Raw genomic sequence first — 23613 nt, 5'->3', positions numbered from 1 at the left:
GGCGCCTCCGTCTATCCTGATGGCGCCCTACGTCGAGATCGTCGGCGTGAGTTCGCGCAGGTCACCGCGCCCTGACCAGCTGCAGCTCCTTGTTCTTGAGGGTGACCTGCGCGAGCAGAACCGGGCCGTAGTGCAGCTCCCAGACGTCATCGGCGATCCCCCTTGAAATCGGCGTACCATGCGCCATTCGGCTGCTCGGCTGGAGCCAGCGGCGACGCCAAGGGGTGCGCCGAGCGTCCGGACTCCAGGGCGGCGTTCGGAGTTTCCTGACGACCTCACGCGCCTGCACACCCAAGAGTCGCACGAGCTGGGCGTGGGCCAAACTCCGCCGGTGCCAGGTCACACCCTTTGGAATATATAAGTGGCTGGTTGTAGTGCGTCGCATTGACGAGCGAGCGAGCAAGGTTTTCGATGATCGTCGAGAGAGGCTACGCGCTCCGCGAGAAGATCGAGGAAACCGCCGACTTTACCCTGTACCGCGCATGCCGCGAGGGCGACGGCGTTCCGGTCTTGCTGAAAGTCCTGCGCGCGGAAAGATCGACCGGCGCCGAGATCGCGCGCTTCAAGCACCAGTACGAGCGCATCGCGCGCCTCGCCTCGCCCCGCCTCGTCGCGCTGCGCGGCGTCGAGGCGCTCGCCGGCTCCTTGATCGTCGTCCTCGAGGACTTCCCGGGCCGCGATCTCGCGCGGATCCTCGCCGCGCGCCCGTCACGCAGGATGCCGGTCGGCGAGGCGCTCGATCTCGCGGCCGCGCTCGCCGAAGGTCTCGCCGCGGTGCACGCGGCCGGGCTCGTCCACCGCGATCTGCGCCCGAAGAACGTGCTCGTCGGCGCGCGCGGCGCGGTCAAGATCAATGGCTTTGGCGTCGACGCCGAGGTCACCCACGCGCACGAACGGCTCTACGCGCCGGCGGTCATCGCCGACGTGCTGCCCTACGTCTCCCCCGAGCAGACAGGCCGCATGAACCGCGGCGTCGACTACCGGACCGACCTCTACGCGCTCGGCGTCATCCTGTACCAGATGCTCACGGGTCAGCGCCCCTTCGAGGCCCTGGACCCGATGGAGCTGATTCACGCGCACCTCGCCCTCGCGCCCGCGCCGCCGTCCCGCGTCGATCCGACCATCCCCGAGGCCGTTTCCGACGTCGTGCTCAAGCTGCTCGCGAAGAACACCGAGGAGCGTTACCAGAGCGCCGAGGGCCTGCTCGCCGACCTCGAGCGCTGCCGCGAGGCCCTGCGCGGCACGGGGACGATCGAGCCATTCGTCGCGGGCCAGCGCGATCGTCAGGACCTCTTCCAGATCCACCAGAAGCTCTACGGCCGCGAGCAGGACATCGAGGCGCTCACCGCCGCGTTCGTGCGCGCGCTCGAGGGGAGCCGTGAGATCGTCCTCGTCTCCGGCTACTCGGGGATCGGGAAGTCCTCGCTCGTGCACGAGATCTTGAAGCCACTCGCGCGGAAGAAGGGCTATTTCACGAGCGGCAAATACGACCAATACAACCGCGACGCGCCCTACAGCCTGGTGATCCAGGCGTTCGACGGCCTCGTGCGGCAGATCCTCACCGAGAGCGATGCGCGCATCCTCCGCTTTCGGAGCGCGCTCCTCGAGGCGCTCGGGCCAACCGCGCAGGTCGTCTGCGACGTCATCCCGTCGCTCTCCCACGTGATCGGCCCGCAGCCGCCCGTCCCGGCGCTCGGCCCGATCGAGGCGCAAAACCGCCTGAACCGGTGCTTCTTGCTGTTCGTCTCGGTGTTCGCGCGGCGCACGCACCCGCTCGTCCTGTTCCTCGACGATCTTCAGTGGATCGACCCCGCGAGCCTCGGGCTGCTCCGCGCGCTCCTCGCCGACGACTCGCTCGATGCGTTCTTCTTCTGCGGCGCTTACCGTGACAACGAGGTATCGCCCGAGCACCCGTTCGTCCTGGCGATCGAGGAGCTCGAGCAAGCCGGGCTCGTCGTGCGCGACATCGCCCTCGCCCCGCTCGCGCGCCCTCACCTGATCGAGATGCTCTCGGATAGCCTCAAGCGCAGCGACTGTGGGCCGCTCGCCGATGCGGTGCAGAAGAAGACCGGCGGCAACCCGTTCTTCGTCAAGGAGTTCGTCCGGTCGCTGCACGACCACGGCGCCCTGGCGTACGCAGCCGGATCAGGCTGGCGCTGGGACCTCGCCTCGATTGACGCGCTCGGGTACACGGACAACGTGGCAGACCTCATGGTGCGCACCATCGCGCGCCTGCCGCCGGCGACGGTGAAGTCGCTCAACCTGGCCGCGGCGATCGGCAACCGGTTTGACCTCGACGTGCTCGCCGTGGTGAACGAGTGCTCGCCGGAAGACGCGTACGCCCGCCTCGATCCCGCCATGAGCGAGGGGCTCGTGATCGCCGGGCGCGGCGGCTACCGCTTCGCCCATGACAAGGTCCAGGAGGGCGCCTACGCCATGATCCCGGAGGCCGACCGACCGGCCTTCCACCTCCGGATCGGCCGGCTGCTCGCGGACAAGCTGGATCTCTCGGAGAGCCAGAGCCTCTTCGACGTCGTCGGCCACCTGAACAGCGCAGGCGACCTCGTGTCGGACCCCGTGGAGCGCTTGCACCTCGCCCACATGAGCCTCGAGGCCGCATGCCGCGCCGAGGACTCGGCCGCCTTCGGCGCCGCGCTGCACTACCTGCAGCTCGGCCTCCTGCGCCTTCCGGAGGACGCCTGGGCGTCACAGTACCTGCTCCGCCTCGAGTACGCGAAGAGAACCGCCCTGATGCTCTCGCTCTGCGGCCGGCATGACGACGCCCTCGCGATCCTCTCCGATGGCCTGGAGCGGGCCGCGAGCCGGCTCGATCGCACCGAGGTGCTCCGGCTCAAGATGAACGTGCAGGTGCTCAAGAACGACCTGCCAGCCGCGCTCGCGGAGGGGCTCGAGGCCCTGCGCCCGTTCGGGATCGACCTGCCTCCCTTCCCGGACGACGTCATGCTCGACGCCCAGGTGCGGGCGACGATGGATCTCGTCCGGGAAAGGACGCTCGAGGCGCTGCCAGGCCTGCCGCCGCTCGCGAACCCGGAGATCCTCGCCATGCAGGACGTGCTCCAGGAGCTCTTTCTCCCCTGCTACTTCCTGGCCACGAACAACCTCGGCATCACGGTCGCGAAGATCCTCGAGAACACGCTGCGCCACGGGCTCTCGAAGAACTCGATCTTCGGCTGCATGAACTTCGGGATGCTCCTCTGCGCCCGCGGCGACATCGCGCTCGGCTACCGCTTCGGCCGCGCCGCCATCGACCTCGCGGACCGCTACACGGACAAGAAGTCCGAGGCGATGCTCTGCAATATGTGGGGCGCCTTCGTGCAGCATTGGCGAGAGGGCTACGCCGCCTGCAAGGCGTCGCTGGTCGCCGGGATGCACGCCGGGCTCGAGACGGGCCAGTACATCTGGTCGTTCTACAACACGGTCAATGGCATCACGAACAGCCTCCTGCGCGGCCTCCCGCTCTCCGACCTCCTCGCCGAGGCGCAGAGCTACCAGCCGATGCGCAAGCTCGACGAGTTCAATGCCATCACCTGGGCGGTCGGCGCGGTCGGACAGATCGCGCACCAGCTCTCGGTCGAGGCCGAGCGCCCCGCCACGCTCAAGGGGGCGTGGGTCGATATCGACGAGGTGATCGCGGAGTCCCGCCGCATCGACAACCAGGCCTCGTTCTTCTTCGCCAACTTCTACATCGTCGTCCTCTGCGTGTTCCAGGGGGCGTTCGAGGAAGCGGCGCGCGCCGCGCTCTTGCCGAACATCGAAATCCCGGCCGTGGCGGCCTGGCATGGCAACCCCGCGTTCCATTGCTACGCAGGCATCGCGTTCACGCAGGCGGCGGACGTCGTCTCCCCAGAGGAGCGCGCGCTCTTCCTCGCCCGCGCCGAGGTCTCCGCCGAAAAACTCTCGCGCTGGGCGGACCTCTGCCCGGAGAACGTGGCGCACCGCCGCGCCCTCCTCCTCGCCGAGCTCGAGCGCGCCCGCGGCGACGCGCGCGCCGCCGCGGACCGCTACGACGAGGCGATCGCGCTCGCGCAGCGCGGCGGCTATCTCCACGACGAGGCGCTCGGCAACGAGCTCGCAGGCCTCTGCTTCCGCGCGCTCGGCAAGACCACCATCGCCGGCGCCTACCTCACCAAGGCGCACAGGGCGTACGGCCGCTGGGGCGCGACGGAGGCGATGCGGCGCCTCGAGCGCGCGTACCCCGACCTCGTCCCCGGCGAGAGCCTCCGCGGCGAGAGGAGCCCGCAGGCCGGCGCCGCGCTCGACGTCGGCTCGGTGCTCAAGGCCTCCCAGGCCATCTCGGGCGAGATCGTCCTCGACCGACTGCTCGACGCGCTCATGCGCATCATGGTCGAAAACGCCGGCGCGCGGCGCGGCGTCCTCCTGCTCCTGCGTGACGGACGGCTCGTCGTCGAGGCCGAGCACCACATCCGGGATGCGTCGGTCCACGTGCTCGGCGCGGCGCCCCTCGAGGGCCGCAGGGACCTGCCGGACAGCGTCGTCACGTACGTGGCGCGGACGCGCGAGACCGTCCTGCTCGACGACCTCGCGATCGACGGGCCGTTCGGGCGTGATCCCTGCTTCGCCGGCGGTGCGCCGCGCTCCTCGCTCGCCGCGCCCATCGTCTACAAGGGCCGCTTCGCCGGCGTGATCTATCTCGAGAACGACCTCACCCGCTCTGCCTTCACCCCCGATCGCGTCGAGGTGATCCGGCTCCTTTCGGCCCAGGCGGCCAACTCCATCGAGAATGCGCGCCTCTATGCGGATCTGCAGCAGGAGAACGCGGAGCGGCGTCGCGCCGAGGAGGTGCTCCGCCATTCCTACTCGCTCCTCGAGGCCACGCTCGAATCGACGACGGACGGCATCCTCGTCGTCGACCTCGAGCAGCGCGTCGTGCGTCAGAATCACAGGTTCGCGGCGATGTGGCGCATCCCGGACGAGATCCTCTCCACCGGGTCGGACGACACGTTCCGTACGTTCGTCTGCGACCAGGTCCTCGATCCCGAGGCGTTCCTGCAAAGGATCCGCGCTCTCTATGCCTCGCCCGAGGAGTCCGGCTTCGATGCCATCCCGTTCGCGGACGGGCGCGTCTTCGAGCGTTATTCGCAGCCCCAGCGCCTCGGCGGGCGCGTGGTCGGGCGGGTCTGGAGCTTCCGGGACATCACCGCGCGCGTGCGCGCCGAGCAGCAGCGCGATCGGCTCCTCCTGGACGAGCGGCGGGCGCGCACGGCAGCGGAGAAGGCCGTGCACCTGCGGGACGACTTCCTTTCTATCGCCTCGCACGAGCTCCGCACCCCGCTCACCAGCCTGCAGCTCGCCATTCAATCGCTGGGGCGAAGGCTCGCGCAGGGCATGGACGTCGAGCGCGTGCGATCCGCGGTCGCCCTCTCTGTCCGCCAGGTCAAGCGCCTCACCGACCTCGTCGATATGCTCCTCGACGTCTCCCGGATCCAGGCGGGGAGGATCGAGCTGGACACAGCGCCCGTCGAGCTGCGCGCGCTCGTCGACGAGGTCGTCGCCCACCTCGGCGATCAGATCGCGCAGTCAGGCAGCGCGGTCGCCGTGCGCGCGGAGCAGCCGGTCATCGGCCGGTGGGACCTGCACCGCCTGGAGCAGGTCGTGACCAACCTCCTCACCAACGCGATCAAGTTCGGGGAACGCCGGCCGATCGAAATCGCCATCACCCGGGAAGATCGGGTCGCGCGGCTCTCGGTGACGGACCGTGGGATCGGGATCCCGGCCGAAGTGCAGGCCCAGCTCTTCGAACGATTTCGCCGCGGCGTCTCGTCGAAGCATTACGGGGGGCTCGGGCTCGGCCTCTACATCACCCGCACCATCGTCGAGGCGCACGGCGGCCGAATTCGCGTATCGAGCGAGGTCGGCCGGGGCTCGACCTTCTGCGTCGAGCTGCCGCTCTCGACCGAGCGCGCGGGAGATCTGTCGTCGTAGCGGTCGCCTCGAGCGGCCTCGTGAGTGATCGTGCATCACGACAGAGAGGAGCGACTCACTGCGAGGCCGCTGCGCCGAGGTGCGCTCGAACGTCGGCACCATTCACGACGGATCGCGCTCCAGGTTCTCGCGCAGCTTACGCAGTCCGTCGCGCGCTCGACCGCGCATCACGCGGCGCAGGAGGGGGACCACAAGCCAGCGAAACCACCACCGCTGGTTGCGGCTGACCATGCGCCACTCGACGCGCGTCTCGTCGTCGGAGAGCGCCTCGAAGTCCACACTCATGCGGGCCAAGAGGAAGCCCTCACTTTCGGTCAGCAGACGCTCCCCGACGCGCGCCTCCTTCACCTCGATGTCGATCGTGCCGGTGCGCCCGAAGGGCATGCGCACGGTCTCCCGGTAGCGCTTGCCGACCTGCCCGTGTTCCAGCGTGTCGAGCTCGCGCATGGCTGCGACGCCCGGGAACCAAGTCGGGAAGTTCTCCATGTTGGACACGTACGCGAACGTTTCGCGCAGGGGCCGCCCGATCTCCACCGAGCCCTGCGCCAAAAGCTCCGGCTGCGCGCCGCTCACGAGCGCCTCCTCGGTGCCGTCTTCATCTCCATCGGCCTGAGCAGGCTCTGCTCCACGCTCCGGCGCATCGCGCGGACGTAGCGCGGCCGGGACCAGCTCCGCTCCTCGATGAGCTCCTGCCAGTTCCCGATCGACAGGATGGTGGCCAAGAAGTCCGCCGCATCCGGCGCCGACCATTCGTCGGCAAGCGCGCCTTCGGCCTGAAGCCGCGCCACGAAGCCCGCGCAGACGCCCGTGAAACCACGCATGCGGTCGCGCCACGCGAGCTCCGCGTCCTCGTCCGTGGCCCGTGCCACCCGCATGGCCCGCGCCACATCGGTGATGTGGGCGACGTAGCCCGCCCACGCGCCGATGAACTCGGAGAGGACCGCGCGCGCGTCGGGGAGGCGCTCGCACTTTCGGACCAGGTCGGCGAACCCATGCACCTCGTCGACGTGACGCACCAGCGCGACCAAGAGCTGGGTCCTGGTCTCGAAGTGCAGATAGACCGCTTGGCGCGACACCCCGGCCGCCGACGCGATCTCCGCCATCGAGACGCCGCGACGCCCCGGCTCGGTCACCAGCCGGCGCGCGGCCTCGAGAATCACGGCGCGGGTTTCCCCGTCCTTGCTTGACATGGTGTCAACATGGGGCATAGTTTACACTGTGTCAAGGCGGGCGCCACGTTCCCCTGATGCCCTTGTACTCCTCGCGCCTCCGCTCCCGTCAGGGCATCGGGTACACGAGCGAGAGCCCGGCGACGCACATCTCGTCGAACGTATTCCCCTCGCCGTAGGCCACGTCGATCGTCGAGATCAACTTCGCCTCCTTGAGCGCCTTGACCACGTACGGGTTCTCCGTCGAGTTATTGTACGTGCACCGGATCTGGAGCACGTCGCCCGGCTCGAGCGTCGGGAGCGTCTCGATGGGCGCGTCGTACGAGTACGAGCGCTGCCAGCCGAACTCCCACTTCGGCGCGTGCGCCAGGCACTCCTCCTTGGGTTGATCGGGTGAGCCGTTCGCCCGCGTGACCGTCACCTTCTCGTCGAAGCCCAGGTAGTGCATGTGCAGAAAGTCCCCATAGATGCGCGTGCCCGGCGGGAACGGCATCTCTTGCGATCCGGGCGAGTCCGGGGCCGGGACCGTGAACTGCTCCGTCTCCACGTGGTCCTTGCTGTCCGCGGGGATCAGGAACTCGACGCCGTTCTTGTCGCCCGGACCCGGTAGCAGCCCGAAGCCAAGCTCGCCGACCGGATCATCGAAGTTGCCGATCAGGTGGTACAGGAAGCCGTACTTCGGCTTCTCTTTGGTGAGCCTGAGCTGGATGCGCGTCAGGTCCGGGTCGGCCGTCGTGCCGGCGGGGTGGTAGTGGATCTGCATCATGATGAGCGACCCCTTCGGGATCAGCTGACCCACCCCCTCGGGCAGATCGACCGGGTCGGCGCCGGGAGCCCAGGCTGTGACCATCTGGAGCGCTCCAATCTCCGCGCCATTCGCGACCTCGCCGGCGCCACACGGAAAGCTCCCGTCGGGGCCGGCCAGGCTCGCGGACTTCCCCTCCGGATCGATGGAGATGATCCCATGGTGAACGACCTTGTGGTTGCCGGGCACCATCTGTAGACCATTCAGGTACTGGTCCTCGGTGAGCCCGGGATCGATGATGAAGCAGCGGAACTCGTCCTGCTCACCGGAGGTGACGTAGGGCTCGTTCGGATGAACCTCGAGGGTCATGCCCGGCAGGTCGGGGCTCTTCGGCACGAACGAGGCGGGCGCGTCCTTCGGATCACCCTTGGGGGTGCCGGCCTTGCTCCAGGCCTCCAGCGTGCTGATCTCCTCCTCGGAGAGGCGGATGTCGCCCTTCCACGCGTGACGGGTCGAGCACTCGTCCGTGTCACGCACGGCGAAGGGCGGCATCGTGCCCGCCTTGGTCGTCTGGACCATGAGCGCCGCGACAGCCCTGGCGTCGTCGTACGCGGTAAGGCTGAAGGGCGCGATATTGCCCGCGGAGTGGCAGCCCATGCAGCTCTTCTGCAGGATGGGCTCGACGTCTTTGTGGAACGTGGGGCTGCTCCCGGTAGCCTGGGGCTCCGTGGGCCCGTCGCCCCCGGAGCAGCCGGTGAACGAGGCGGCGGCTGGCAGGGCGAGGGCGAGGGTGAGGGCGGACAGCGAGGCTCGGGCGACGGAACGCGAACGTACTGAAGCAGGCATGAGACCTCCGGGCAGCCGGATCCTTCACGAGCGGAGGGCCCGGGCGCTTGGTAAGGAGCCACGTTTTGTTCGACTGCGTTTCAGATATGTGTACTATGCATATAGTCGCCCCTTCCGGAGCGTCAAGAAAATTTGTGCAAAATACACATATTAAAAAAAGCTCCGCGAGCTCCACGGAGCCATGGTCGATCTGATCGCGCTCATGAACCAGCTGCAGCGCGATCAGGCGCTGCTCGCGGAGGCGGGCATCTCGCTGGATCGAGCCCACTTTGCGCTGTCGTGGCGCTGAAGGACGCCGCAGGTAGATAGCCCACCTGCGGGAGTTGCCCGGTTCAGCAGAAGGACCGCCATGGCGGTTCGCTTCCCGTCCGACTTCCCGCGGTAGCACGTGTTTCGCTTCGTCGCGCAGCGCGGCCGGGAGAGGCAGAACAGCGCGTTCATGCAGTGCGCGACCGCCAGCGGGAGGACGTCCCAGCAGACGATCGATCAGATCGCCCAGTTGGCGCTCCGCCGCACGAGGGCGCGCCCACGAGGCCGAGGAGTCGAAGGGGCCGACCGGCCAGCTGCTGTCGGAGTTCCTGACGCGATCGAAGCCCTGACCGGGGCGTCAGCGCCCCGCGCGCTGGCGACGATCGATGAGCGCGGTCACGATCGGGAACAGCGGCAGCGCCATCAGCACGTAGAACCCCGGCTCATCGAACGCGGGCCCCCGCGGCCGGTAGATGCCGCCGCTGAGCAGACACGTCGCGAGGTACGCCGCCAGGATGGCCGCCCCGCACAGGCTCCACAGCCGCAGGTCGATCGGCGCTGGTGACGAGGCACGCGCGGCCCGCGGCGTGGCGTCCGGCGCGTCGAGGACGCCGCGCCACCGCTCGACGTCCCACAGCGCCAGCCCGACCAGGCCCGCGAACATCAGCGTGACGACCGTCGCCGTCGGGACGACCGCCGTGCTCCAGCAGAACGCCAGGATCGCGCCCGTCACCGGCAGCGCCATGAATGCGCCGGCCGTCGCGAACCGCTGCGTCATGAGCAGCGTCGCGGCCACCAGCTGGACCACGCCCACGAACGTGTAGAAGTGCCCGGTCGCGTGGAACGCGTGCAAGAACTCGTGGAACGGGCCGCGATTCCCCGGATCCGTGAACGGCTCGCCGAGGATCTTCTTCAGCCCCGCCGGCAGGAACGCGAAGCCGATCAGGATGCGCAGGTTCACCACGGCGAGGTGCGCCCACCGGCGCTGCCGGAACCAGGCGACCATCGCCTCGATGCGGTCCATCACGGAGTCCACGGGCCGCGCAGTGTAGCCGCGCCGCGCACCGGCGCGAGCTCCAGCCGCGCCGCTGGGACGGGCTTCGCCGGCCCCAACCCGGACTGGGGCCCCGACGGACTCAACCCGGGTGAGGGCTTCGCGTGGTGGGAGGCCACAAAAGGCAACGAACTGGTGGACTGTTCGACAGATCTTTCAACATAATCCGCGGTGGCCAGTCGACCCCGCACACCGGCGGCGAGCCGCGATCGGACGGCTCTGCTCCACGACCATGTTGAACGACTTACCGAACTGTCCACTGGACAGACCTCGTCCTGCGGCTTCGGCTGACCAATCGACTGATAGTTAGACAAACTAACCAACATGCGCATGAAGACGACACAAGCACCGCTACTCGTGATACTGCTGTTGCACGCCGGCTGTGCCCGAAATGGTCCGTCGCCGCTGCCCCACGGCTCTGCAACTCGACCGCCCGCCCCTGCGCAAGAGATATCAAATAGTAGCTTGCCTGCATCGAAACAGCCAAGCCCGCCAAGCGCTGCTGCGCAAGACGTTGTCAGCCTGCAAATCACCGCTGTCGCGAGCAGCCCTGGCTCCCACGCGTTCCGGCTTCGCGAACGAGCATTGGTATGGCTCAAGGCACCAGGGTGCCCTGCTACTGGTATCACGCCGTCACTTCGGCGAGACAGCACGGAATTGACGAGAATCGAGGAAGAGCGCACGATCGAGCTGCCGGCGGGGGTTTATCAACTCGGGTTCAGCTGGCCAGACGCCGGTGCCCCCAGAGACATCAGCAACTGTGCCGTCTTCTTCCAGGCGCGGTATCTCGCGGAGGCGCCATGCTCCGCGAAAGACGCACTATTTGGGGTTCTTCCGTTCGACAGCGAAGCGCCCAGCGTCGAGTCGATCGGCGACATCAACGCGGACGGCCGCGAGGACCACAGGGTGACATTCAGCGCGTCGCCAACACAAATGGGAACGCGCGTGGTGGTGTCCCAGGAGCCTCCGGCATGCGTTCGCACCGTATTCGACGGCGTTGGCCATGTGGTGCCTCTGCCTGAATCGAAACATGGCTGGAAGCGGCTCTACTTTCTGAAATCCGAGCATCTGGCGACTGGCGCCCCGGATTGGCTTGCAAGGACCCATGGATCAACGTGGTCCGTCACGTGGCACCTCGATTATGAATCCAGCTCCCAGTCCTACCGCAAGAGCGATGCCCCGGTTCGTTGCGAGAGAACTGACGGTGTTCAGCGCGCCCTCGGAGATCCAGGCCCGAATGCCCGAGCCACGCTCATCCCCAATACCTCATGTCGACCTTCGTACTGGCAGAGGAACGACTAGCGCATCGTGCAGGTGAGCATGTGCCGCCCAACCCGGCGTTGCTACCGATGGGCCCTTCGATTATGCTCAGGTCCCACGGCCGAACGCTCTCTGTCGGGCGAAATAGGGACAAAAGCTGGACTCTGCCTCGGCCGTGGATCTGGAGATTCTCATGACGACGCTGCAGGAGCTCCTTGGAATCGATTATCCAATCATCCAGGCACCCATGGCCGGCGTGCAGGGCAGCGCGCTCGCGGTCGCGGTCTCCAGCGCTGGTGGGCTCGGTTCGCTGCCCGGCGCCGTGCTTGGTCCGGACGCCCTGCGCAAGGAGCTGGCAGCCATCCGAGCGCAGACGACGAGGCCGTTCAACGTGAACTTCTTCTGTCACACGCGGCCCGAGCCCGATGCCGAGCAAGAAGCGATCTGGCGTGCCCTGCTCTTGCCGTACTTCGCTGAGCTCGGCGTCGACGCGAGCGCGATCCCGACCGGCCCCGGCCGGTTGCCCTTCAGCGATGAGGCCGCTGATGTGCTCGACGAGCTCAGGCCTGCTGTGGTGAGCTTTCACTTCGGCCTGCCCTCGGAGGCTTTGCTCTCGCGGGTGCGCCGCTGGGGCGCGAAGATCCTGTCCTCTGCGACGACGGTCGACGAGGCGCGCTGGCTGGAGGCGCGCGGCGTCGACGCGGTCATCGCCCAGGGCATCGAGGCGGGCGGTCATCGCGGCAGCTTCCTGTCCGACGATCTCAGCGTCCAGCTCGGCACCTTCGCGCTGGTGCCGCAGATCGTGGACGCCGTGAAGATCCCCGTCATCGCCGCGGGCGGCATCGCGGACGCGAGGGGTGTCGCAGCCGCCATCGCGCTCGGTGCGGCCGGCGTGCAGATCGGGACGGCCTACCTCTTGTGCCCGGAGGCCACCACGAGCCGGGTGCATCGCGCGGCCCTCGCGAGCGGCGCAGCCAGCATCACGGCGCTCACCAACCTCTTCACCGGGCGACCCGCTCGGGGCATCGTGAACCGCCTCATGAGGGAGCTTGGGCCGATGAGCGGCGCCGCGCCAGCTTTCCCCTTGGCGACGTCGGCCATCGCCCCCCTGCGCGCCAAGGCCGAAAGCCAGGGCAGCGGCGACTTCTCGCCGCTCTGGGCGGGGCAAAACGCCAGCGGGTGCAAGGAAGTGCCAGCGGCGGAGCTCACGCGACAGCTCGCGGGCGCACTCGCAGGCGCACGCTGACCCGCCCAACCTGCCGGTGGATCCGACGGGCGCCTGCGGCGCCCGCGGCGCATCGGCCGACGCCAGGCCGCAGGAGGAAGCGATGAAACGCACGTGGACAATCATCGGTGTTGCTGACGTTGCTCGTAGCTTCAAGTGGTATCAGTCGCTGTTTGGTCAACCGGAAACGAACCCCGCCCATGATGATTTCGGCCAAATACTGGACTCCGATGGAACGGTCTTGCTTTGCGTTCACCAGTGGGGAGCCCACGAGCATCCACCACTGACCAGCCCCGATCACGCTCAGCCTGGCAATGGGCTGCTCTTGTTCTTTCGTGTGGACGACTTCAATGAGACGCTGCTTCGGGCACGCGCCCTCGTCGCCGGACTGGAAGAGGAACCCCGTTTGAACCCCAGTACAGGCACCAGCGAATTTGCGCTCCGTGATCCTGATGGGTATTACGTCATGGTCAGTGCGCTCGCCGCGGCCTGACGATTCACTCCCATCGTGACGACCGTCGCGTCGTCGGATAGAGTCAGGGAGACGCTCCCAGCCCCGCTCGTCCTGTTCCCGAGCAACCCGCTGCCCTTGATCGCGCCGGACAGCGCCTTCGAGGAGGAAGCCCGACATGCCGCGAGCGCAGGGGCCCCGGCTGGACCTGCGCGCCGGCAGGTAACCGGGCGCCGCGCCAGGGGCCATGGGGTGAACGGCTCCTGTTCGTGTATCCTGCAGCGACCATGTGCTGCACCTTCTCCCCCGCGAGGCTCTCCAGCACCCTCCTCTATGCCGGCGATGCGCAGTGGAACGGCGCTTACGTCCACGTCCTCGCCTACCAGAACACGGCGTCGACCTCCGGCCCGAACGCCATGATCCTGCCGATCCCGGCCACGCGGATCGGCCCGCAGAACGCGGTCGACACGCGCCCGTTCCGCACCTTCCTCGAGGACATCCGCCAGGCGACGCGCCGGCCGATCCCGCCAAGCTACGGCCCGCCGCCGTTCGCCGCGCCCCCCGCCGCCCGGGCCGTGGTCTTCGACGTGGGCAGCTATGCGGTGGTGCTCGCCGAGTCGCCGCGCGCGGTCCTCTCCGTCCTCGGGCAGGTCCCGGAGCCCAAGCGGCCTGCGCTCAACGACCGCATGCTTCAGGCGCTCGAGGCCTACTACCCCGGCTGGCCGGTGGCGGTCTGTTGCTGGAACGGCAACCTCCAGCCCGAGCCGCTCCTGTGGTGGTACGAGCCCAGGTACCCGGAGTGGCTGTTCGCGCCCGCGCTCGACGCGCACGACGGCAACCCGCCCGATCTCCGGGCGACGGTCGAGGTCGATCACCACATCGCCTTTGGCTCGGCCCTGAAGCCCGAGGGCCAGCCGGTCCGTTACCGCGATGAGGCGGGGGCGCACCGGCCGCTCTTGCCCTCGAGCGTGCACGGCACGGAGCTGCGGTCCCGGATGAGCAACGGCGATTTCTGGGCGCGGCGCGACCAGCTCGGCGGGCCGGCGCTGCGTTGCGTGCCGGGCGACAGGGCGGGCGCGCCGATCGCGCTGAACGGCTGGGAGGGAGCTCCACCGCCCTGGCTACCGCCGGAGCCCATGGTGTTGGAACTGGAATCCGCCGCCGCCCCGCCCGCCCATGCCGCCGCGTCCCGATGGAAAGAGGCACTGCTCGAGCTGTGACTTCCTGCTCGATCCCTCGGCGAAGCTCTGCACCATGTGCGGAACGTGGATGGATGTCGAAGGAGCAGCCAAGAGCTGAGCTCGACGGCCACGGACGAACGATCTGAAATCGAATAGAGTCTGCGAGATGCTCCCAGCCCCGCTCGTCCTGTTTCCGAGCAACCCGCTGCACCCGACCACGCCGGACGGCGCCTTCGAGGAGGAAGCCCGGCATGCCGCCAGCGCAGGCTTCGACGTCGGCTTCATCGACCTCGACGTGTTCCTCGGCGGCGACGTGAAGCTCCGCCGGGTGCCGGAAGGCCCGGGCGAGGTGGTCTACCGCGGCTGGCTCCTGGGCCTCGACGCTTATCGATGCATGAGCGAGGTCGTCGCCGCGCGTGGCCGGCGGCTGATCACGGAGCCGGCGGCGTACCAGCACTGCTATCACCTGCCTGAGTGGTACGAGGCGATCGGCGGCGCCGAGCACACAGCGCGGTCGATCTGGATCCCGGGCTCCACGTTCGACCTCGAAGCCGTCGTCGTTCACGTGGGAGAGGCGTTCGGATCGGGCGCCGTGATCCTCAAGGACTATGTGAAGTCCCGCAAGCACGAGTGGTTCGACGCGTGCTTCATCCCAGCGGCGGACGACGAGGCCAACGTGCGGCGCGTCGTGGGCAACTTCCTCCGCCTCCAGGATGACCACGTCGTCGGCGGGCTCGTCTTCCGCGAGTTCGTCGCGCTGCGACGCATCGGGCTGCACCCGAAGAGCAGGCTGCCGCTGGTGAACGAACATCGCTTCTTCGTGCTCGACGGCCGGCCGTTCTACGCGGCACCGTACTGGGCCGACGGTGACTATCCGGGTGAGCCGCCGAGCGCCGACGTGCACGCGCCCGTTCTCGGCCACGTGCGCAGTCGTTTCTACGCGGCCGACGTCGCCGAGAAGGAAAGGGGCGGCTGGATGCTGGTGGAGCTGAACGATGGCGGGTCGGCGGGCATCCCCGAGGGCGGGGCCGCGGACGCGTTCTACCGGAGCCTGCGCGCGGCGCTCGGCTGAGGAGCGGCTCGTTGCTCGATCCGAACCATCCGCCGCGAACCGCCCCCCTGCGCACGCCCTGAGCGGGCCGTGAGCCGGAGGGGGCGCTCACGCGAGCTCCGGCGCGCGGCGGCTTGCCCGCGAGGCGCGGCGGCGCAAAGGGTGTCGGCCATGGCGCAAGAGACAGCGTTCGCCCTGTGGCTCATCCCCGGCGGAGCGCCGGCCGCGCGGCTCGAGGAGCTCATCGAGGCGCTCGCCCGGGAGACCGGGGGCCCGGCGTTCGCGCCTCACCTCACCCTGCTCGGCGGGCTGCGCGGCGACGGCGGCGCGCTCGCCGCGAAGCTCGGCGGGCTGCGCGGCGACGGCGGCGCGCTCCGCCCCGTCGCGCTCGAGGCGCGCGGCCCCGCCACCGGCAGCACCCGCCACCAGTGCGTGTTCCTCGACGTGACGCCGTCCGAGCCGCTCGCGGCGCTGCGCCGCGCGGCCGAGGCGGCGCTCGGCGCGAACGAGGCCCCCTTTCGCCCGCACGTGAGCCTCGTGTACGGCGAGCTGCCGGCCGCGCGCCGCCAGGAGCTCGCCGCGGATCCTCGGGTGCTTGCGCTCGCGCACGGGGTGTGGCGGGCCGACCGGCTGGAGCTGTGGGCCGTGGAGGGGCAGACCGAGCGGTGGCGCTGCGTCGAGGGCGTCGCGCTGGAACGCCGGTGAGATCTCGCCGGCGCGGGTGTCATGCCTGCCCACCACGCGCCCAGACGCACGGCTCCGCCGCAGCGGAAGCGTCGACGAGGGATTTCCGCCCTGCGCGCAGATCGCGGCGCGCCGAAGTATGTGATCTCGTGGATCTCGGCTAGCCTGGGGCCCATGGCGATGGCTCCCGTTGCTGTGGGCGACGTCCTCGCGGGCAAGTACCGCGTGGAGCAGATCGTTGGCGCCGGTGCGATGGGCACGATCGTCGCCGCGTGGCATCTGGAGCTCGAGCAGCGCGTCGCGATGAAGTTCCTGCACTCGCTGCGGGCAGATGGCGGCGACCCGGCGGAGCGGTTCCGGCGCGAGGCGCGCGCGCTGGCCAGGATCAAGAGCGAGCACGTGGCGCGCGTCCTGGATGTCGGCTCGCTGGAGGGCGGGATGCCCTACATGGTGATGGAGTTCCTGGAAGGGAACGACCTCGCCCACGAGATCCGGGCGCGCGGTCCGCTGCCCGTGGTGGAGGCCGTCGGGTACATGCTCCAGGCCCTCGACGCGATGGCCGAGGCGCACGCCACGGGGATCGTGCACCGCGATCTCAAGCCGGCCAACCTGTTCCTCTCGCTCCGGCCCGACGGCGACCGGGTCATCAAGGTCCTGGATTTCGGTATCTCGAAGTCGCTGCTCGGCATATCGCGCGACCAGGTGGCGCTGACCCAGACAGCGTCGCTCCTCGGGTCGCCGCTCTACATGTCTCCCGAGCAGGTGCGCTCCGCGAAGGATGTGGATACGCGCGCAGATATCTGGTCTCTCGGCGTCATCCTGTACGAGATGCTGACCGGGCGGACTCCGTACGACGGCGACTCCGTCGCTCAGCTCTTCCACGCTCTGCTCTACGAGAACGCTGCCCCGGTCGCCCAGCTGCGCCCCGACGTCCCGCGCGAGCTGGACGCCGTGGTGATGCACTGCCTCGCCAAGGAGCGCGAGCAGCGGTGGACGAACGTCGGCGATCTGGCGGCCGCGCTGCTCCCGTTCGGCCCCGCCACGGGCCACATGCACGTCGACCGGGCGCGCCGCATGCTCGGCAGCTCCTCGGACATCGCGCGGCCGTCGCTCCTCCAGACCGGCGTGCCGAGCGGGGGCGCTCAGGGCTTCGGATCGCGCCCGTCCATACCGCACGGGGGCGCGCCCTTCGCGCCGGGCTCGCCGTCTTCGCCGTCCTTCGCGCCGGCCTCGCCGTCCTTCGCGCCGGGCACGCCGTCCTTCGTGCCGGCCTCGCCGTCCTTCGCGCCGGCCTCGCCGTCCTTCGCGCCGGGCACGCCGTCCTTCGTGCCGGCCGCACCAACTGCGCCCAACGCGGAGACGGGGCCGACGGTCAACTCGTGGAGCAACTCGGGCCATCCGGTGCGAACGGTCCGGCACGGGGCGCGCGTCGTCCTGGCGATCGCCGCCGGCGCCCTCCTGGCAGGGGCCTCGCTCGGCGCCTTGTTCTTCCTGCGCTCCGGGCTCGCCACCGACCAGGGACAGCCCCCCGCAGCCGCGGCGGCGCCCACCGCCGAGGCCACGACGGCGCCCACCGCCGAGGCCACGGCTGCGCCCACCGCCGAGGCCACGGCGAAGGGCGACGCGCGCGAGGCTCCCGGCGCCACCGGCGGCGCGCCCGAGGTGGCCGGCGGTTCGCCAGCCCCGACCGCGCCGGCGGCCTCTGCCAGCGCGCCCGCGCCGGCGGCGGCGTCCTCCGGCCCGGCGGCGCCGCTCGCCGCGCAGCCGGGCGCGCCTCGGGCGACCGCCACGGCCCGGCCCGTCGAGCGCGCGCAGCCCGACGCGGGGGCGCGCCCGGAGCCGACGCGGGGCAATTCGATCAGCGACTTCGGCGGGCGGCGCTGAGCGTGGCGCTCGCGTCGATCCGGCGACGGCCCCCGGGGCCGCCGTGGCCAGCTTGGAGGAGAACACGGGACGTATGAGGCGTACGAAACGTCGTCAGCGAAGCATCGCACACTGCGTCGGCCTGGGTCTGTGCGCGGCGTTGATCTCCGGGGGGCTCCCCGCGCGGGCGGAGCCGAGCGCCGCCGACAAGGCGACGGCGGAGGCGCTCTTCGACGCGGCGCTCGACCTGATGAAGCAGGGGCGCAGCGCGGAGGCGTGCCCGAGGCTGGAGCAGAGCCAGCGCATCGATCCGGGCATCGGCACGCTCCTCTACCTGGCCGAGTGTTACGAGAACACCGGCCGCACGGCGAGCGCCTGGGCCACGTTCCGGCAGGCCATGTCGGAGTCGCAGGCCGCGGGGCAAGCCGACCGCGCCCGCAAGGCGCAGGCGAGGGCGGCCCGGCTGGAGCCGGGCCTGTCGAAGCTGAGCATCGGCGTCGCGGCGGAGAACCTCGCGATCGAGGGCTTCAAGGTGCGCTCCGCCGGAAAGGCGGTCGATCCTGCGGTCTTCGGCGTCGCGATCCCCGTGGATCCGGGCGAGATCGCGATCGAGGCGAGCGCCCCGGGCCACGAGACCTGGACGACGACCGTGAAGCTCGGGGGCGACAACAAGGGCCCTGCGAGCGTCGATGTCCCGGCGCTCAAGCGGCTCGAGGGGCCGCCACCTGCGCCTGGCGATGCGCCGCCTCCCGAGGCGGCGGGCCCTGCGCCGGCGCGCGGCGCCCCTGCGCCGGCGCCCGCGGCGTCCGGGGGCAACACGGCGCGCTTGATCGGCCTCGTGGTGGGCGGCGCGGGCGTCGTGGGGCTCGGCGTCGGTACGTTCTTCGGCGTGAAGGCCATCTCGAAGAACAGCGACGCGGAAAGCTACTGCAAGGGCGGCAGCACGTGCGAGGACGAGCGCGGCGTCACGCTGACCGAGGAGGCCAAGAGCGCCGCCACCGTGTCGAACGTCGCGTTCGGGCTCGGGGCGGCGGCGGCGATCGGCGGCGCCGTCCTCGTGTTCGTCGTCGCGCCGAGGCAGGCCCCGCCCGTCCAGGTCGGGGCGTTCGTGGACGGGCGCAACGTCGGGTTGCGCGTGGGAGGTACGTTCCAATGAGACGCATGACAGGGCTCCTGTCGCTCGCCCTGCTCGCCCCGCTCTCGAGCCTCGCGTGGCTCGGCTGCCAGGCCATCGCCGGCATCGAGGACCGCACCTTCGACCCGGGCGGCGCGGAAACGGGGGGCGGGCAGGCGCCCGTGAGCGAGCAGTGCGCGTCGTACTGCGCCGACGTGATGGCGAACTGCACGGGAGAGCACCAGGTCTACGCCACGCTGGCGACCTGCCAGGGCGTGTGCGCGCTGCTCCCGGAGGGCGATCCGCTGGAGCCCGTGGACAACACGGTCGCGTGCCGCGCCCGCCAGGCGGAGCTGGCCGGCGCCACCGGCGAGGTCGGGGTGCACTGTCCGGCGGCGGGCCCGGGCGGCGGCGGCGAGTGCGGGAGCAACTGCGAGAGCTACTGCGCGCTGCGGGCCGCGGCGTGCACGCTCGAGGTCGCCACCGAGGAGGAGTGCGTCGCCATGTGCGCGGGGCTCAAGGACGTGGATAAGTTCGACGTCATCGAGAACCACGACGGCGACACGCTGCAGTGCCGCCTCGTGCACGTGAGCTCCGCGACGGTGGACCCCGACGAGCACTGCCCGCACGCGAGCCTGACGCCGGTGCAGCCCTGCGGCGATCCGGAAGGGACGGCGCCGAGCTGCGAGGACTTCTGCCAGGTGGTCATGACCTCGTGCACGGGCGATCTGGCCGTGTACGAGTCGAGAGCGCAATGCCTCTCGGTCTGCGCGGCGCTCCCTCCCGGCGCGACGGAGGACCGGACCGAGAACACCGTGGGCTGCCGCAAGTACCACGCCTACAGCGCCATGCTGGCGCCGACCACCCACTGCCCGCACGCGGGGCCGGGCGGAGACGGCCATTGCGGGGTCGAGGAGCCAGGCTCGGGCACGACGGGCAACTGCGTGTCGTACTGCACGCTGTTCGAGGCGGCCTGCAAGGAGGCCCTCGGCGAGGCGTACGATGGCTGGGGCGCGGCGTGCCAGGACGAGTGCAGCACGATGACGGGAGCCGCCCATGATTCCCACTACTCCGTCGCGAGCGCCGAGGGCGGCGACACGGTCTCTTGCCGGCTGCTCCACGTGAGCCGCGCGTTCGAGAACCCGGACGAGTGCGCCGCGCTGGCCGACGGGACCGCCTGTCAGTGATGGGGGCGCGGTAGCCCCACCGCGTTCGGGAGGGCGTGTCGGCGGTTCCGGGGCATAGGCGTTAGGCGTTAACCAAGCTCGTTCGGTCACGCTCAGGGCACGAAGCCCGCCCCTCTCCTCCGCACCATCGTTTACCAACGCGAACGTTTACGTGGTCGTGGTCGTGGTCGTGGTCGTTCACGGCTTACCGTTGACGACCACGACCACGACCACGACCACGACCACGACCACGACCACGACCACGACCACGACGGCGTAAACGTTCGGATGTAGGAGAACGCGGCGCGCAGCTTGGTTAACGCCTATGGGGGTCGCGGGACGGGTCGAGCCGCTCGATACACCCTCGATGAGGCAACAGGGCAAGCACCCGCGCCCCGCCGTGGGAACGCGCCGTCATCCTGCTCCCCAGGACGAGCGCCCGCCGCGCGTGCGCGCGATGGATTAGTGATCCCGGCGGCAGGGGGCCATGCACGAAGGAGGGGCTGTCAGGCCATGAAGAGCGCGGAAGCGAGACGGTGGCTTGCCCTTGTCGTGCTCGGGCTGGCGGCGGCGGGGATCCTGGGCCTCTTGTTGTGGCTCCGCGCCGGAGGGGCGCCGGCGGACGGCCCCGCGCCTCCGGCGAGCGCCGCTTCGACGCGGGGAGCGCGGCGCCTCCGCGCGAGGGACGCGCCGCCACCGACGCTCGGGAGCATCGCGGGGCGGGTCGCCAATGCGGCCGGCTCGCCCGTCGCCGGAGCGCTGGTGTGCGCCAGCGCGAGCGGCGGAGCGAGCGGCCTGACGCCGTTCGATCTGGGCGAGCCGACGTGCGCGCCCGCAGGAGAGGACGGCCGCTACCAGATCGCGGATCTCTCCCCCGCGCGCTGGACGATCTTCGCCTCGGCGCCGGGCCACCGCCCGGCGAGCTACACCTCCCCTGCCCCGGACCGCGCCCGCTGGCTCGATCTCCGCCAGGGAGAGGCGCGCACCGGCGTCGATCTGACGCTCGTCCGCGGCGGCGTCGAGGTCCGGGGCCACGTCAAGGACGTCAGCGGCGGGCCCATCGCCGGGGCGCTCGTCATGATTCATGGCTTCCTGGGGTCGCACCAGGGCGCCGCGGTGACCCGCTCCGACGCGGAAGGCTCCTTCTCCGCGTGGACCGAGGAGGGATACTGCCTGGCGCGCGCCACCGCCGACGGGTACGCCGAGGGGTCGCAGCACGGCATGGCGCCGGGACCGCCGCTCGAGATCTTGATGACGCCCGGCTCGGCGATCGAGGGGCGGGTCGTCGAGGCGGGGTCGGGCGAGCCGATCGCCGGCGCGACGATCCGTCCCGGGATGGCGCAGAGGTGGGGCCCCGGGGAGGTGAAACCCGTGTCGAGCGACGCGGAGGGGCGCTTCCGCATCCCGGGCCTGCCGCCCGGGCGGTACAAGCCCACGGCGCGCGCCGCGGGCGGCTATGGCCAGGCGCGCGCGAGCGTGGTGCTCGGGATCGGCCAGACCGCGAGCGAGGTGGTGATCGAGATGCACCCCGCCAGCAGCGTGGCCGGCCGCGTGGAGGTCGCGCCCGGGGGCGGGCCCTGCGCGAGCGGCTCCGTCACCCTGTTTCACGAAGGGAGCGGCTGGCTCCCGACGGTCCTCGGGGCCGACGGTTCGGCGCGCTTCGAGGGGGTGCTGCCCGGCTCGTACCAGGTGATGGTGCTCTGCCAGGATCACGCGTCGGAGCCGGCCTACCCCGCCGTGGAGGTCGGCGAGGCGGACGTCGAGGGACTCGTGTGGACCGTCCGCGCCGGGCTGTCGCTCCGCGGCCGGGTGGTGGACCGAGAGGACAAACCTGTGCGCGCCATGGTCCACGCGAGCCCGACCGACATGGGGGGGATGCAGCCGATGCAGCCCGGCCCCGTCGGGCAGAGCGATGACGACGGCCGCTTCGTGCTCCGGGGGCTCCTCCCTGGCAAGCACAGGGTCATGGCGCACTCGAACGATCACATTCCGCCCGAACCGGTGATGGTCGAGCTCGTCGATGAGCGCGCTCCCGAGATCACCCTCGTGATGGATGGCGGGGGCAGCGTCGAGGGCACCGTGACCGACGAGGACCGCCGCCCCGTTGCAGGCGCGGACGTCATGCTGAGCGCGCAGCAGCCCGGGTGGGGCGGCCCTCCGAGAAAGTCCCTCGCGGACGGGACATTCGTGATCAAGGGGGTCGCGCCGGGCGCGTACCGGATCTGGGCCATGCAGGGGGGTATGCCCATGAGGGCGCCAGGTCAGGCCGGCGGCGGCGACCCCGGGGTCGCGGTCACCGTGAAGGCAGGGGCGGCCGCGCGCGTGAGCCTTGTCGTGGAGCGCCAGAACGGCGAGATCCACGGGCGCGTCGTCGACGGGAGCAGCAGGCCGGTGGCGGACGCGTTCGTCAATGTCCAGCGGGAGCCCGAGGGCGCGGGCGAGCCGGGCGCCCCGGCCCCTCCGCCCCCGCCGCCGGAGAGCATGGGGCCCCACGCGCCGGTGCTCACCGATCCCGACGGGGAGTTCGTGATCGGGAACCTGGGCCGGGGCACGTACACGGTCCAGGCGCAGCGCCGCGGAGGGGGCCGTGCCGCCGTCGAGCACGTCGAGATCGGCGGCACCGTGACGCTCACGATCCAGGAGACAGGCACCGTCTCCGGCGCCGTCTCCAGCCCCGGCGGCGCGCCGCCCGATCAGTTCACGATCCGCGTCACGGGCCGCGAAGCGCCGTTCTTCCGGAACGAGTCCTTCGCGTTCACGGACGGGGCCTGGACGATGAGCGACCTGCCGGCGGGCAAGTACGAACTTGCAGCCGACGCCCCGGAGGGGACGGCCACGGGGGAGGTGACGCTCGCGCAGGGGGAGCAGCGGAGCGGGGTGGTGCTCACGCTCGCCGGGCGCGTCGCGCTCCGGGGTCAGGTGGTGTCCCTGGAGGACGGCGCGCCCATGGCCGGGGTGACCGTGCACGCGTACCCGCGCGCCGGCGGAATGGCGCCCTCGCCGGTGCAGCAGCACGAGGTCACGGACGGAGCGGGTCATTTTCACCTCGACCGCGTGCCCAGAGGTCCCCTCGTGCTCATGCTCATGCCCGCGGATCCGATGAGCTCGGCGTTCGACGCGGCGATGATCCCGGTCGATGTGCAGCCGGGCGCGGAGACCGACGTCGGGCGGTTGTTCATGGCGAAGCGCCGGGTGAAGCAGGACGAGCCTCCCGGCGATCTCGGGTTCACGGTCGAGCCGCCCCAGTCGCCGATGGATGTGGCCATGCGGCCGCACAAGGTGGTCGAGGTGCGCCGCGACGGTCCGGCCGCGGCGGCGGGCCTGCAGGTGGGAGACGTGATCGTCTCGGTGGACGGCCACGATGTCACCGGCAAGCTGGGGTATCTGGTCGGGTCCCTGCTCCGCGTGCCCGCGGGGACCCGGGTGACCCTCGGGCTCTCGCGCGGGGCGCGCGTGGCCCTGGTGGCCGCGGCGATGCCGCCGCCCCCGGGCGTCGGGCAGGGCGGCATCGAGGCCGCGCCCGGGCCACCGTAGGCGCCGGCCGCCACCTCCCGGTGCCCATGAGGTCTCGGGGATCTCCTTCATGGACCG

General features: G+C 70.4%; 15 protein-coding genes. 10 read left to right on the top strand and 5 right to left on the bottom strand.

From position 1 onward, the window contains the following. Nucleotides 1-61: 61 nt before the first annotated feature. Nucleotides 62-187, bottom strand: a complete 126-nt coding sequence (locus tag WMF12_RS09645; protein WP_437873985.1) for a hypothetical protein — start codon at nucleotides 185-187, stop codon at nucleotides 62-64. A gap of 224 nt (nucleotides 188-411) precedes the next feature. Here WMF12_RS09645 and WMF12_RS09640 point away from each other — a divergent pair, with 224 nt between their 5' ends. Beyond that, entirely contained in the window at nucleotides 412-5964 is a 5553-nt protein-coding gene (locus WMF12_RS09640; protein ID WP_437870126.1) for an AAA family ATPase, read from the top strand. Nucleotides 5965-6066: 102 nt separating this feature from the next. Here the strand turns inward: WMF12_RS09640 and WMF12_RS09635 are convergent, their stop codons facing one another. The 4 genes from WMF12_RS09635 to WMF12_RS09620 form a co-directional block, all read right to left on the bottom strand. Then, entirely contained in the window at nucleotides 6067-6537 is a 471-nt protein-coding gene (locus WMF12_RS09635; RefSeq protein WP_437745296.1) for an SRPBCC family protein, read from the bottom strand. Next, nucleotides 6534-7154, bottom strand: a complete 621-nt coding sequence (locus tag WMF12_RS09630) for a TetR/AcrR family transcriptional regulator (protein WP_437870125.1) — start codon at nucleotides 7152-7154, stop codon at nucleotides 6534-6536. Before WMF12_RS09630 ends, WMF12_RS09635 begins: the two co-directional genes overlap by 4 nt. 88 nt (nucleotides 7155-7242) lie before the next feature. Further along, the gene (locus WMF12_RS09625; RefSeq protein WP_437870124.1) at nucleotides 7243-8724 is read right to left on the bottom strand and encodes a hypothetical protein; all 1482 of its coding nucleotides are present in this window, start codon (nucleotides 8722-8724) and stop codon (nucleotides 7243-7245) included. 607 nt (nucleotides 8725-9331) lie between these two features. Continuing rightward, nucleotides 9332-10009, bottom strand: a complete 678-nt coding sequence (locus WMF12_RS09620) for a hypothetical protein (protein WP_437870123.1) — start codon at nucleotides 10007-10009, stop codon at nucleotides 9332-9334. A 1471-nt stretch (nucleotides 10010-11480) separates the two neighbouring features. On the opposite strand from WMF12_RS09620, the gene WMF12_RS09615 reads away from it, so the two are divergent. From WMF12_RS09615 to WMF12_RS09575, 9 genes are all read left to right on the top strand, one after another. After that, on the top strand, nucleotides 11481-12533 hold the full coding sequence (locus tag WMF12_RS09615; RefSeq protein ID WP_437870122.1) for an NAD(P)H-dependent flavin oxidoreductase: 1053 nt from the start codon (nucleotides 11481-11483) through the stop codon (nucleotides 12531-12533). Nucleotides 12534-12615: 82 nt separating this feature from the next. Continuing rightward, nucleotides 12616-13005, top strand: a complete 390-nt coding sequence (locus WMF12_RS09610) for a VOC family protein (RefSeq protein ID WP_437870121.1) — start codon at nucleotides 12616-12618, stop codon at nucleotides 13003-13005. Nucleotides 13006-13250: 245 nt separating this feature from the next. Further along, on the top strand, nucleotides 13251-14183 hold the full coding sequence (locus tag WMF12_RS09605) for a hypothetical protein (protein ID WP_437870120.1): 933 nt from the start codon (nucleotides 13251-13253) through the stop codon (nucleotides 14181-14183). A gap of 127 nt (nucleotides 14184-14310) precedes the next feature. Beyond that, a complete protein-coding gene (locus WMF12_RS09600) occupies nucleotides 14311-15216 on the top strand; it encodes an ATP-grasp domain-containing protein (protein WP_437870119.1) in 906 nt (301 codons plus the stop codon). Between the two features lie 150 nt (nucleotides 15217-15366). Then, nucleotides 15367-15900, top strand: coding sequence for a 2'-5' RNA ligase family protein (locus WMF12_RS09595; protein WP_437870118.1), 534 nt, complete (start codon nucleotides 15367-15369; stop codon nucleotides 15898-15900). Between the two features lie 153 nt (nucleotides 15901-16053). Next, the gene (locus WMF12_RS09590; RefSeq protein WP_437870117.1) at nucleotides 16054-17763 is read left to right on the top strand and encodes a protein kinase domain-containing protein; all 1710 of its coding nucleotides are present in this window, start codon (nucleotides 16054-16056) and stop codon (nucleotides 17761-17763) included. A gap of 139 nt (nucleotides 17764-17902) precedes the next feature. Next, nucleotides 17903-18898: a tetratricopeptide repeat protein gene (locus WMF12_RS09585; RefSeq protein ID WP_437870116.1), complete on the top strand. Its 996-nt coding sequence runs from the start codon at nucleotides 17903-17905 to the stop codon at nucleotides 18896-18898. Further along, complete coding sequence (locus WMF12_RS09580) at nucleotides 18895-20043, top strand: hypothetical protein (RefSeq protein ID WP_437870115.1); 1149 nt, start codon at nucleotides 18895-18897, stop codon at nucleotides 20041-20043. The genes WMF12_RS09585 and WMF12_RS09580 overlap by 4 nt, the downstream gene beginning before the upstream one ends. 492 nt (nucleotides 20044-20535) lie before the next feature. After that, complete coding sequence (locus WMF12_RS09575) at nucleotides 20536-23556, top strand: carboxypeptidase regulatory-like domain-containing protein (protein WP_437870114.1); 3021 nt, start codon at nucleotides 20536-20538, stop codon at nucleotides 23554-23556. Nucleotides 23557-23613 lie beyond the last annotated feature (57 nt).

It is taken from the genome of Sorangium sp. So ce363 (assembly GCF_051520435.1).
Classification (GTDB): Bacteria; Myxococcota_A; Polyangia; order Polyangiales; family Polyangiaceae; genus Sorangium; species Sorangium cellulosum_B.
This window is presented reverse-complemented; position numbering and strand designations above follow the sequence as displayed.

Coding starts and splice junctions, on each gene's coding strand:
- WMF12_RS09645 (WP_437873985.1), bottom strand. CDS start 187: ATGGCGCATGGTACGCCGATTTCAAGGGGGATCGCCGATGACGTCTGG.
- WMF12_RS09640 (WP_437870126.1), top strand. CDS start 412: ATGATCGTCGAGAGAGGCTACGCGCTCCGCGAGAAGATCGAGGAAACC.
- WMF12_RS09630 (WP_437870125.1), bottom strand. CDS start 7,154: ATGTCAAGCAAGGACGGGGAAACCCGCGCCGTGATTCTCGAGGCCGCG.
- WMF12_RS09625 (WP_437870124.1), bottom strand. CDS start 8,724: ATGCCTGCTTCAGTACGTTCGCGTTCCGTCGCCCGAGCCTCGCTGTCC.
- WMF12_RS09615 (WP_437870122.1), top strand. CDS start 11,481: ATGACGACGCTGCAGGAGCTCCTTGGAATCGATTATCCAATCATCCAG.
- WMF12_RS09610 (WP_437870121.1), top strand. CDS start 12,616: ATGAAACGCACGTGGACAATCATCGGTGTTGCTGACGTTGCTCGTAGC.
- WMF12_RS09605 (WP_437870120.1), top strand. CDS start 13,251: ATGTGCTGCACCTTCTCCCCCGCGAGGCTCTCCAGCACCCTCCTCTAT.
- WMF12_RS09600 (WP_437870119.1), top strand. CDS start 14,311: ATGCTCCCAGCCCCGCTCGTCCTGTTTCCGAGCAACCCGCTGCACCCG.
- WMF12_RS09595 (WP_437870118.1), top strand. CDS start 15,367: ATGGCGCAAGAGACAGCGTTCGCCCTGTGGCTCATCCCCGGCGGAGCG.
- WMF12_RS09590 (WP_437870117.1), top strand. CDS start 16,054: ATGGCGATGGCTCCCGTTGCTGTGGGCGACGTCCTCGCGGGCAAGTAC.
- WMF12_RS09580 (WP_437870115.1), top strand. CDS start 18,895: ATGAGACGCATGACAGGGCTCCTGTCGCTCGCCCTGCTCGCCCCGCTC.
- WMF12_RS09575 (WP_437870114.1), top strand. CDS start 20,536: ATGAAGAGCGCGGAAGCGAGACGGTGGCTTGCCCTTGTCGTGCTCGGG.